This is a genomic window from Streptomyces sp. NRRL F-5727 (assembly GCF_000719555.1).
In the GTDB taxonomy this organism is placed as follows: domain Bacteria; phylum Actinomycetota; class Actinomycetes; order Streptomycetales; family Streptomycetaceae; genus Streptomyces.
Genome location: NZ_JOGX01000115.1, coordinates 1 through 10523, shown reverse-complemented (window position 1 = coordinate 10523; position 10523 = coordinate 1). Strand labels below are relative to the sequence as shown.

At 74.9% G+C, this 10523-nt stretch carries 11 protein-coding genes; 4 read left to right on the top strand and 7 right to left on the bottom strand.

From position 1 onward, the window contains the following. Positions 1 to 186: 186 nt before the first annotated feature. Entirely contained in the window at positions 187 to 936 is a 750-nt protein-coding gene (locus IF73_RS0136420; RefSeq protein WP_037881678.1) for a TIGR00730 family Rossman fold protein, read from the bottom strand. Between the two features lie 77 nt (positions 937 to 1013). Further along, entirely contained in the window at positions 1014 to 2117 is a 1104-nt protein-coding gene (gene dapE, locus IF73_RS0136415; protein ID WP_031015651.1) for a succinyl-diaminopimelate desuccinylase, read from the bottom strand. A gap of 29 nt (positions 2118 to 2146) precedes the next feature. On the opposite strand from dapE, the gene IF73_RS0136410 reads away from it, so the two are divergent. Both IF73_RS0136410 and IF73_RS0136405 read left to right on the top strand, forming a co-directional pair. Further along, complete coding sequence (locus tag IF73_RS0136410) at positions 2147 to 3055, top strand: hypothetical protein (RefSeq protein ID WP_031015648.1); 909 nt, start codon at positions 2147 to 2149, stop codon at positions 3053 to 3055. 342 nt (positions 3056 to 3397) lie between these two features. Beyond that, complete coding sequence (locus IF73_RS0136405; protein WP_031015645.1) at positions 3398 to 3838, top strand: hypothetical protein; 441 nt, start codon at positions 3398 to 3400, stop codon at positions 3836 to 3838. A 73-nt stretch (positions 3839 to 3911) separates the two neighbouring features. Here IF73_RS0136405 and IF73_RS0136400 read toward each other — a convergent pair whose 3' ends face one another. Together IF73_RS0136400 and fdxA are read right to left on the bottom strand one after the other, a co-directional pair. After that, on the bottom strand, positions 3912 to 5006 hold the full coding sequence (locus IF73_RS0136400) for a bifunctional succinyldiaminopimelate transaminase/glutamate-prephenate aminotransferase (RefSeq protein WP_031015643.1): 1095 nt from the start codon (positions 5004 to 5006) through the stop codon (positions 3912 to 3914). A gap of 92 nt (positions 5007 to 5098) precedes the next feature. Beyond that, positions 5099 to 5419: a ferredoxin gene (gene fdxA / locus IF73_RS0136395; protein ID WP_030207635.1), complete on the bottom strand. Its 321-nt coding sequence runs from the start codon at positions 5417 to 5419 to the stop codon at positions 5099 to 5101. A gap of 112 nt (positions 5420 to 5531) precedes the next feature. Here fdxA and IF73_RS0136390 point away from each other — a divergent pair, with 112 nt between their 5' ends. Together IF73_RS0136390 and IF73_RS0136385 are read left to right on the top strand one after the other, a co-directional pair. Then, positions 5532 to 6587 carry a GNAT family N-acetyltransferase gene (locus IF73_RS0136390; protein ID WP_031015640.1) on the top strand — a complete coding sequence of 352 codons (1056 nt, stop codon included), beginning with the start codon at positions 5532 to 5534 and terminating at the stop codon, positions 6585 to 6587. A gap of 7 nt (positions 6588 to 6594) precedes the next feature. Continuing rightward, complete coding sequence (locus IF73_RS0136385) at positions 6595 to 7452, top strand: transglutaminase-like domain-containing protein (protein WP_234338448.1); 858 nt, start codon at positions 6595 to 6597, stop codon at positions 7450 to 7452. Here the strand turns inward: IF73_RS0136385 and IF73_RS0136380 are convergent. The 3 genes from IF73_RS0136380 to IF73_RS38335 form a co-directional block, all read right to left on the bottom strand. Next, positions 7449 to 8246 (bottom strand): inositol monophosphatase family protein, encoded by a 798-nt coding sequence (locus tag IF73_RS0136380; protein WP_031015635.1) that lies wholly within the window; start codon positions 8244 to 8246, stop codon positions 7449 to 7451. The two genes, IF73_RS0136385 and IF73_RS0136380, sit on opposite strands and share 4 nt — an antisense overlap. A gap of 103 nt (positions 8247 to 8349) precedes the next feature. After that, the gene (locus IF73_RS0136375; RefSeq protein ID WP_031015633.1) at positions 8350 to 8712 is read right to left on the bottom strand and encodes a DUF1304 domain-containing protein; all 363 of its coding nucleotides are present in this window, start codon (positions 8710 to 8712) and stop codon (positions 8350 to 8352) included. 94 nt (positions 8713 to 8806) lie between these two features. Then, positions 8807 to 10523, bottom strand: a 1717-nt coding sequence (locus IF73_RS38335) for a hypothetical protein (protein ID WP_031015631.1), incomplete at its 5' end; no start/stop codon positions are given.

The window sequence follows — 10523 nt, the reverse complement described above, 5'->3', positions numbered from 1 at the left end:
GCGGGCTTCGCGGTGATCACGGGCGGCGGCCCGGGCGCCCTGGGGGCGGGGTGCGGAAGGGGCGCCTGCGGCGGCCCCTCCCCCACCCCTCCCCCTGCGCCTGGCGGCGCGGGGGGACCCCCGCTTCCCGAGACCGGGGCCCGCCCCGGACCCCGGTCCTCGAACGCCGGGCGGGCCGGGAATCGGTTACCGCCCGACCTCCTTGCTCACCAGCGCCACCGCCTCCTCCACGTCGTCCGTGACGTGGAAGAGGAGCAGGTCGCGCTCGCTCGCCTTGCCGCCCGCCACGACCGAGTCCTTCAGCCAGTCGACGAGGCCCTTCCAGTACGCGCTGCCGAAGAGCACGATCGGGAAGCGGGTCACCTTGCGGGTCTGCACCAGGGTCAGCGCCTCGAAGAGCTCGTCGAGGGTGCCGAGGCCGCCGGGCAGGACGACGAAGCCCTGCGCGTACTTCACGAACATCGTCTTGCGGACGAAGAAGTACCGGAAGTTCACGCCGATGTCGACGTGCTGGTTGAGCCCCTGCTCGAAGGGGAGCTCGATGCCGAGGCCGACCGAGACGCCCTTCGCCTCCCGGGCGCCCTTGTTCGCCGCCTCCATGGCGCCCGGGCCGCCGCCCGTGATCACCGCGAAGCCCGCCTCGACGAGCGCCCGGCCGAGCCGTACGCCCGCCTCGTACTCGGGCGAGTCCGGCTTCGTGCGGGCCGAGCCGAAGACGCTGATGGCGCTCGGCAGTTCGGCGAGCGCGCCGAAGCCCTCGACGAACTCGGACTGGATCCGCATGACCCGCCAGGGGTCGGTGTGCACCCACTCCGAGTCGCCCTCGGTGTCGAGCAGCCGCTGGTCCGTCGTGCCCGACTGGACCTGGTCCCTGCGCCTCAGCACCGGTCCGAGGCGCTGCTCCTCCGGCTTCGCCATTCCCTCGGGACTGCCCATGGCCTGCTCCCTCCGCCGATCCACGATCTTCTTGCTCTTGGGTCAGCGTAGGACTACCGAGGTGACGAAATGCGAAATTACGGGAGACGGGCGGTCAGCCAGTCGTGGAGCCGGGCCTCGCAGTGCCGGATCCGGTCGACGTGGACGTGCTCGTCCCGCTTGTGCGCGTAGATCGGGTCGCCGGGGCCGTAGTTGACCGCGGGCACCCCGAGCGCGCTGAAACGGGAGACGTCGGTCCAGCCGAACTTGGGCATCGCGGTGCCGCCGACGGCCTTCATGAACGCCTCGGCGGCCGGGTGCGAGAGGCCGGGCAGCGCGCCGGGGCTCTCGTCGTCGACGACGAACTCGGCGATGTCGCAGTCCGCGAAGACCTCGCGGACGTGCGCCAGCGCCTGGGCCGGGGAGCGGTCGGGCGCGTACCGGTAGTTCACCGTGACCGCGCAGGCGTCGGGGATGACGTTGGTGGCGACGCCGCCCTCGATGGCGACCGCGTTGAGGCCCTCGTGGTACTCCAGGCCGTCGATGACCGGCTTGCGCGGCTCGTACGCGGCGAGGCGGGCGAGGATCGGCGCGGCGGTGTGGATGGCGTTGGAGCCCATCCAGGAGCGGGCGGAGTGGGCGCGCTCGCCGGCCGTGTGCAGGATGACGCGGAGGGTGCCCTGGCAGCCGCCCTCGACCTGTCCGTCGGAGGGTTCGAGGAGGACGGCGAAGTCGCCCTCCAGCCAGTCCGGGTGGGCGGCGGCGATCTTGCCGAGGCCGTTGAGGTCGGCGGCGACCTCCTCGTTGTCGTAGAAGACGAAGGTGAGGTCGCGGTTGGGCTCGGGGACGGTGGCGGCGATCCGGAGCTGGACGGCGACACCGGACTTCATGTCGGAGGTGCCGCAGCCCCACAGGACGCCGTCCTCGTCGAGCCGGGACGGCACGTTGTCGGCGATCGGCACGGTGTCGATGTGGCCGGCGAGGACGACCCGCTCGGCGCGGCCGAGGTGCGTCCGGGCGACGACGTTGTTGCCGTACCGGTCGACGCTGAGGTGCGGCAGGGCGCGCAGGGCCTGCTCGATCGCGTCGGCGAGGGGCTTCTCGGTCCCGCTGACGGAGGCGAAGTCGACGAGTGCGGCGGTGAGCGCGGCCCCGTCCTGGGCGAGGTCGAGCGGGGTCTCCCGTGCGGTGATGTCAGCCATATGCCGACCCTAACCCGGCCTCCAGTACGGTGGGCCCCGTGTCCGACTCCCCCCGCCCCGCCCGCCGCGGCCGACTCGCCCGTTCGGCCGCCGCTCTCGCCGTCCTGTGCGGCCTCGCGTCGTACATCGCCGTCCACCAGATGACCGGCAGCAAAGGCGCCCCGCGGTGCGCCGTGGGCAGCGGGGACAACCGGTACGAGTTCACCCCCGAGCAGGCGTCGAACGCGGCGACGATCGCGGCGGTCGGGACCTCGCGGGGGCTGCCGGAGCGGGCGGTCACCATCGCGCTGGCGACCGCGCTCCAGGAGTCGGCGCTGCGGAACATCGAGCACGGCGACCGGGACTCGCTCGGCCTGTTCCAGCAGCGGCCGTCGATGGGCTGGGGCACCCCGGAGCAGATCATGGACCCGGTCTACTCGGCCGGGAAGTTCTACGAGGGTCTGGAGAAGGTGCCGGGCTACTCGCGGATGCCGCTGACGGTGGCGGCGCAGAAGGTCCAGAAGAGCGGCTTCCCGCAGGCGTACGCCAAGCACGAGCCGGACGCGACGCTGCTGTCCGCGGCGCTCACCGGGCGGGCCCCGGCGGCGCTCTCCTGCACGGCCGACCTGAAGGACGGTCGGTCCGGCGACCCCGCCCTCGTCCGTACGGAGCTGGTCCGGGCCTTCGGCGAGTCCGCCGCGCCCACCTCCGTCTCCGGCGGCGCCAGCGCGGGCCGCTCGGCGGCGGAACCGGCCGTCCTCGTCGTGCCCGTGCGGGGCGGCGGGGCGCGGCGCGGCTGGGAGCTGGCGCAGTGGGCGGTGGCCCGCGCGGACGCGCTGCGGGTCGCGGAGGTCGCGTACGGGGACCGGGTCTGGCGCGCGGACGACTCGGGCGGCGGCTGGGAGACGGCGGAGTCCTCCTCCCCCGCCGCGACGGTCCGGCTCCGTCTCACCCGCTGACGGGGGCCTCCCCGCCCGTTCCGCCCGCCCGACCCCGCGGGGCCGTCGGTGCGCGGGGTGGACTGGTGTGCGGTGGGGTCGCCCGGAACGGGGATCGGCCGTGTGGGGGAAGCCGGTCCGGCGATGGGGCGCGTGAGGCGGCCGAGGGGCTTGGGGCGCAAGAGGAGTGACGGTTCGGCAGCGGGGGGCGTGCGGCGGCGTTCGTCCGCTTTCCTCCCCACCCGACAATACGACGCATTGCCCAGCCTTTACCTTCGACGACCGCAACCTCCCCCGCCCCCGGCTCGGTTGTGCAGCCCGCAGACGCAAACGTCCTCACCGTCTCTCCGTCGAAGGAGCACCATGTCCCTCCCCCTGACCCGCCGGATCGCCCGTGTCGCCCTGATCGTCGCGGCCGGCGCAGCCCCCGTGGTCGGTGCGGCCGGCTCCGCGAGCGCCCTGGACCAGGGCCTCGCGCCGACCGGCGCGCTCGGCGGCCTGACCGCGCTGGACGCGGCCGACGCGGGCGCGGCCGTCGACGGTGCCGCGCGGACCACGACCGGCGTCGCCGGCTCGACCGGCGGCGAGGCCGTCGGCACGGCCGTCCCGGCCGCCGGCAAGGCCGTGGGCGCGGCCGGCAAGACCGCCACCCCGGCGGCGCAGCAGATCGCGGGCGAGACCGCGGGCAGCGCCGGCCAGGCGCTGGGCGAGACGGCCGGTGCCGCCGCCGAGAGCACCCCCGCGGGCGGCGCGCTGGGCGGCGCCCCGGCCGGCCAGATGCTGGGCGGCCTGCCGATCGGCTGAGCCGTCGGCGGACACGCGGAAGGGCCCGGGTCGCACATGCGCCCGGGCCCTTCCGCGTACCGTGACCGCGCGGTCAGCCGAGGCGCTTGACCGCCGCGTCGACCCGCTCGTCCGTCGCCGTGAAGGCGACCCGCACGAAGCGGGCGCCCGCCTCGCCGTAGAAGTCGCCGGGGGCGACCAGGATCCCCTTCTCCGCCAGGTACGCCACCGTGTCCCAGCAGGGCTCGTCGCGGGTGGCCCACAGGTAGAGGCTGGCCTCGGAGTGCTCGATGCGGAAGCCGTGGGCCTCCAGGGCGGCCCTGAGGGCGGCGCGCCGGGCCGCGTACCGCGCGCGCTGCTCGGCGACGTGGGTGTCGTCGCCGAGGGCGGCGGCGGTGGCGGCCTGGACGGGCGCCGCGGTCATCATGCCGCCGTGCTTGCGGATCTGGAGCAGCTCGCCGAGGACGGCCGCGTCGCCGGCGATGAACGCCGCCCGGTAGCCGGCCAGGTTGGAGCGCTTGGAGAGCGAGTGGACGGCGACGATCCCCTCGTACGAGCCGCCGCAGACGTCCGGGTGGAGGACCGACACCGGGTCGGCCTCCCAGCCCAGTTCGAGGTAGCACTCGTCGGAGAAGACGAGGACGCCGTGCTCGCGGGCCCAGGCCACGATCCGTACCAGCTCCTCCTTGGGGAGGACCGCGCCGGTCGGGTTCGACGGAGAGTTGAGCCACAGCAGCTTCAGGCCGGCCGGGTCCAGCTCCGTCGGGTCGTCGTAGACGACGGGCTCCGCGCCGCAGAGCCGCGCGCCGACCTCGTACGTCGGGTAGGCGAGCCGCGGGTAGGCCACCTTGTCGCCGGGGCCGAGGCCGAGCTGGGTCGGCAGCCAGGCGACGAGCTCCTTGGAGCCGACCACCGGCAGCACGTTCTCGTGGGCGAAGCCGGTCGCGCCGAGCCGCCGCCCGCACCAGTCGGTGAGCGCGTCGCGCAGCGCCGGGGTGCCCCAGACCGTCGGATAGCCCGGCGAGTCCGCCGCGGCCACCAGGGCCTCCTGGATCAGCGCGGGGACCGGGTCGACCGGCGTGCCGACCGACAGGTCCACGATCCCGTCCGGGTGGGCCAGGGCGGTCGCCTTGTACGGCTCCAGCTTGTCCCAGGGGAAGACGGGCAGGCGCGAAGAGACAGCGCTCACGGGTTGGCTCACTTCCTCAGTGCGTACGCGATACGCGTCGGTCCCGCACGGCGGGGGAGCCGTACGGGACCGAGAGCGGGTGCAACGAAAGATCAGCCGTTCTGCGGCGGCAGGGCGGCGATGAAGGGGTGGTCGCGCTCGATCTCGCCGAGCTTGGAGGCGCCGCCGGGCGAACCCAGGTCGTCGAAGAACTCGACGTTCGCCTTGTAGTAGTCCTTCCACTCCTCCGGGGTGTCGTCCTCGTAGAAGATCGCCTCGACCGGGCAGACCGGCTCACAGGCTCCACAGTCGACGCACTCGTCCGGGTGGATGTAGAGAGATCGCTTGCCCTCGTAGATGCAGTCGACGGGGCACTCCTCGATGCAAGCCTTGTCCTTGACGTCGACACAAGGCTGCGCGATGACGTAGGTCACGCTGTCGTTCCTCCTCGGTAGGGCTGGTCTGCGCGGGAGCGCGGTGTCGTCGATGCCCGCACCTAGTATCTCCGTTCTTGAGGGCGATCCGAACAGGAGGGGCGGAGAAGCTGTGGAATTCACCGGCGGAGGACGGCTTGAGGTCCGTGTAACCAGCGCTGACGTGGGAAAACGTGTCTCCGTTCGGTACGTGACGGACTCCCCGTCGGAGGGTGAACGATTCACGGACGCGGTGGGGGTGCTCACATCCTGGGACGGGGATGTGCTCACGATCACACGAAAGAGCGGCGAGACCGTCCGGATCCCGGAACCGCGCCTGGTCGCGGGCAAGACCGTGCCGGCGGCGCCCGCCCGGCGCCGGGGCCCCGCCGCCACCTTCCCGGAGCTCTCCCGGGTCGCCGCGCGCGCGTGGCAGCCGGTCGAGACCGAGGCGCTCGGGGAGTGGACCCTGCGGGCCGCGATTCAGGAGGAGCCGGGCGAAGCCCGTCCTGGAGGGGCGGTGGTCGGGCGACGGGTGGGCTTCACGCGGCGGGCCAACTCGGTGCTGCCCGGGGGCGATCCGGGTCTGCCGGTCGCCGAGGCGCTGGAGGTGGTGCGCGCGTGGTACGCGGACCGCGAGCTGCCCGCGTACGTGCAGACCGCGACCGGCGCCGAGGGCACCCAGGAGCTGCTCTGCGCCGAACTGGAACGGCTCGGCTGGAGCCGCGAGGTCACCGCCGAGCTGCGGATCGCGGCCCTCGCGCCGCTCGCCGACCGGGAGCCCGGGACCGTGGAGGTACGCCTCTCCCGGACGCTCGACGAGGCGTGGCTGCGCCGCTACCAGCGGTTCACGGCGCCGAGCCCGGCGGTGCGGCAGGTGCTCGGCGCGGGGCCCAGTGTGTGGTTCGCGTCCGTCGCGGGCACCGGGGAAGTACCGGCCGCCATCGGGCGTTGTGTCGTCGACGGGCGCTGGGCGGGTTTCCTGGCGATAGAGGTCGATCCGGAGCTCCGCCGCCGGGGGCTGGCCACGGCGGTGATGACCGCCCTCGCCCGGCAGGCCCTCGACGAGGGCGCGTCGGCGGCCTGGCTCCAGGTCGAGAGCGACAACGAGCCGGCACGGGCGCTGTACGAGGGGATGGGCTTCGCGGTGCACCACCACTACCACCACTACCGGCAGGCGGAGGCGTGAGCGCGGCGTGAGCGCGGAGGACCCCCTGAAGCGGCCGTCCGACCCGCCGCCCGACCGGCGGCGGGAGTTCGCGGAGGAGGCCCGGGCCGAGCGGCCGGACCTCGCCCGGCTCTGTCTGCTGATCTGCGCCGTGGCGGACCCCACCGTCACCGAACACGACCTGGTCGAGGCCGACGTCGAACTCGACCGGCTCGCCGGGCTCGTGCCGTACGGCACCCGCTTCACCGGCGCCTGGAAGGCCGAGCTGGCGGCGCTCCTCGGCGGCCGCGAGGGGTTCGAGGGGGTTCCCGCCGACTACCAGCGCCTGGAGTCCTCGCTGCTGACCGAGGTGCTGCGGCGGCGGCGCGGTCTGCCGATCCTGCTGTCCGTGGTGTGGATGGAGGTCGCCCGGCGGGCCGGTGCGCCGGTGTACGGGCTCGGGCTGCCCGGCCATTTCGTCGTCGGCTTCGGCGACCCGGCCGACCTCGACCTCGCCGACCCCTTCGCGGGCGGCCGGCCGATGACGGCGGAGGACGCCGAACTGCTCGTGGCGAGCGCGACCGGCGAGGCCCTGGACCGCTCCATGCTGCGGCCGGCCGAGCCGGGGGCGATCGTGCTGCGGATCCTCGGCAACATCCGCGCCTGGGCGACGCCCCGCCCGGAGCGCTCCGACGTGGCCCTGTGGGCGGTGGAGCTGGCGCTGCTGCTCCCCTCCCACCCGGCCCGCCTCCGCTACGAGCGGGCGGAACTCCTCGTCCAGCGCGGGGACTTCCTGACCGGGGCGGCGGAGATGGAGGCGTACGCGCAGATCATGGACGCGGTCGATCCGGACTCCGCCGCCGCGATCCGCCACCAGGCGCAGGCGGCCCGGGCGCGGCTGAACTAGATCTGCGGCGAGCGGATCAGCTCCATCAGGCGGGCGTGGGTGGCGGCGTCGGCGGCGGCCACGAGGCCGCGTGCGCGGCCCGCTTCCAGCGGGGCGCCGTCGATGCCGGTGACGACGCAGCCGGCGGCGCGGCAGAGGGCGATGCCGGCGGCGAAGTGGACGCTGCCGGTGAGGTCGCCGCCGTCGGTCACGTACGCGGCGCGCTTGCCGGCCGCGACCCAGGCGAGCGCGAGCGAGGTGGAGACCACGCGGGGGCGGAACCCGGCGACGAAGCCGGGGTGGGCGAGGAGGCCGACGGCGCGGAAGCCGGGGGCGCCGGGGAACGGCGGGTCCAGGTTGACGTCGACGAGGCCGGTCGCGGCGGTGGGGGCGAGGGGCTTCCCGTCCTGGTCCCACGCGCGCGTGCCGTCGGTGCGGAACACCTGCCCGTCCTCCCCGCCGAACGGGTCCGCGACCGCCGCCGCCCCGCCGCGCAGGGCCACGTTGACGCCCACCAGCTTGTCGCCGACGGCGTAGTTGAGGGTGCCGCAGAGCGGGTCCACCAGCCACTGGCGTTCGGCGCCCGCCGCGCCCTGCCGGCCGCTCTCCTCGCCGAGGATCGCGTCGTCGGGGCGGGCGGCGCGCAGGACGTCGAGGATGGCGCGCTCGGCCGCGAGATCGGCGGTGGTGGCGAAGTCGCCCGCGCCCTTGTCGATCCGCTCGAGTTCCTGTCCGTGGAGGCCGCGGACGACCTCGGCGCCGGCACGGGCCGCCGCGGCGGCGACCTCGGCGTCGGTGAGCTCCTGGGTGATCATGGAGCGAGGCTACGTCGGCGGTCCGGGACGGGCCATGGGTTCGCGGAAACGAGGTCGCGGGGGCCGGGCGCCGAGGGGGCGACGGGCGGCGGGGCGGGGGGGCTCAGCCGGCGACGAGGACGGCGGAGAGGGCGAGGGCGCCGGGGAGGGCCTGGGCGTAGAGGATGCGGCGGTTGGCGGTGGCGGCGCCGTACAGGCCGGCGATGACGACGCACGACAGGAAGAAGACCTGGACCCGGAAGCCGGTGGGGTCGTCGGCGATCAGGCCCCAGACGAGGCCGGCGGCGATGAAGCCGTTGTAGAGGCCCTGGTTGGCGGCCATCGTGGCGGTCTCGCGGGCGAGCCGGGCGTCGAAGCCGGAGAAGCGGCGGCCGGCCTCCTTCTCCCACAGGAACATCTCCATCACCAGGATGTAGGCGTGCAGGAGGGCGATCAGGGCGACGAGGATGTCGGCGGTCAGTTGCATGCACCCATTGTGAGCGGCGGTGCGGGGCCGCCGTACGCCGACACCCCCGCCGGTCGGTGCCGGCGGGGGTGTCGGGGTGCGGTCCTGCCGGGACTCAGCCCTGGCCGGTGAGGTCGATCGTCGCGGTGCGCTCGGCCTTGGTCCTGCCGCGGAGGGCGTCGCGCATGACGAAGGCGACGTCGTCGGCGGAGACCTGGTGCTTGCTGCCGTCGCCCTTGGTGATCATGACGCCGTCGAAGGTGCCTTCGAGGAGCCGGGTGATCGCCTTCTTGTCGTAGACCTCCACCAGGTGTCCGTCGACGGCCTTCATGGAGAGGATCTGCGGCAGCGAGCGGGCCGGGCCGAAGTCGATCTCCTTGCCGCCGGCCCGGATGGTGATCCGGCCGGACATGGCGGGCTGGGCGAACTCCTTCATCGCCCGGTCCAGTTCGGCCTTGGTGACGGTGGGCTTGCGGACGCTGACCGGCAGTTCGACGACCTTGGTCACGCCGGTCTCCACCTGGGCGCGGAAGGCGTCCTTGACGGAGATCATCGAGCGCTGGACGTCGAGGCCCTGGCCGGGCTTGCCCTCGACGGCGGTGACCTTGTTCGGGGCGAACAGGATCGTCGCCTCGGTCGCCGAGGAGGAGGAGCCCGCGAGGTCCCGGAGGGCGACGGCGAGCTTCTCGTCGTCGACGGGGAAGACCGGCTTGGCGACCCGCTCGCCGCCGAAGAGGGAGCCGATCACCGAGACGGGGTTGTAGTCGCTGCCGGCGGCGCCCCGGACGGTCTCCTGGCTGTCCAGGGCGAGACCGGCCTTGTCGGGGGCGAGCTGGATCTTCTTGCCGCCGACGGAGAGCTGGAGCGGGGTCGCGGCGCGCTTGCCGAGGGTCGCCTCCAGCTTGTTGACGGCCTCGTCCTTCGTCCCGCCGCCGATGTCCACGCCGAGCACGGTGGTGCCCTTGGGGACGTCGGAGTGGTTGAGGAGGAGTCCGGCGCCGTAGGCGACGCCGGCGATGCCGACGAGCGCGGCGGCGACGAGGACCAGCTTGGAGCGGCCCTTCTTCGCGGGGGCAGGGGCGGGCTTCGGCGCGGGCTTGGGGGCCGGCGCGGGGGCCTGCTCCTGGCGCGGGGGCCGGGGCGGCTGTCCCGGGCCGGGGCGGCCGGCGGCCGGGGGCACGACCGGGATGCCGCTCGTCAGGGTGTCGCCGGACACCTTGCCGCCGCCGGGGGTGCCGGGGGCCGGACGGCCGGGGCCCGGCGCGGGGGCGGGCTGCTGCGGCGTCAGGATCGCGGTGTCGTCGGACATGCGGGGCGCGCCGCCGGGGCCGTACGGGCCGGGGCCGCCGGGCACCGGACCGCCGGGCACCGGACCGCCCGGGACGGGACCGCCGGCCATCGGGCCGCGGGCGGCGCCCGGGCCGGGGCGGCCGGGCGCGGCGGGACGCCGGGGTGCGCCGCCGCCGAGGTCGGCGATGCCGCTGGCCGGTCCCGTGGTCGGGCCGGTGGGCTGTCCGTCGTACCGGGGCGTGCCGGCCGCCGGGGTGGCGTCGTACATCGGCGTGCCGTCGGCGGGCGTGCCCTCGTACGCGCGCGTGCCGCCCGCCGGGGTCCCGTCCTGGGTGCCGGGCGGGGGGCCGTCGTACAGCGGGACGCCGGCGGCGGGGGTGCCGTCGTAGCCGGGGAGGGTGCCGGTGTCGTACAGCGGGTTGCTGACGGGGCGGCTGGAGGGCGCGCTGCCGACCGTGGGCACGCCGGCGGTCGCGGAGCCCGCGAAGCCGGTGCCGGGGGTCTGCGGGCCGCCGGGGGCCTTCGGCGCGGGGGCGGGGGCG

What these genes read in the sequence shown, in the direction of transcription:
- IF73_RS0136380 (WP_031015635.1), bottom strand. Translation starts at nt 8,246, where the DNA reads ATGATCACCCAGGAGCTCACCGACGCCGAGGTCGCCGCCGCGGCGGCC.
- IF73_RS0136405 (WP_031015645.1), top strand. Translation starts at nt 3,398, where the DNA reads ATGTCCCTCCCCCTGACCCGCCGGATCGCCCGTGTCGCCCTGATCGTC.
- IF73_RS0136420 (WP_037881678.1), bottom strand. Translation starts at nt 936, where the DNA reads ATGGGCAGTCCCGAGGGAATGGCGAAGCCGGAGGAGCAGCGCCTCGGA.
- IF73_RS0136375 (WP_031015633.1), bottom strand. Translation starts at nt 8,712, where the DNA reads ATGCAACTGACCGCCGACATCCTCGTCGCCCTGATCGCCCTCCTGCAC.
- dapE (WP_031015651.1), bottom strand. Translation starts at nt 2,117, where the DNA reads ATGGCTGACATCACCGCACGGGAGACCCCGCTCGACCTCGCCCAGGAC.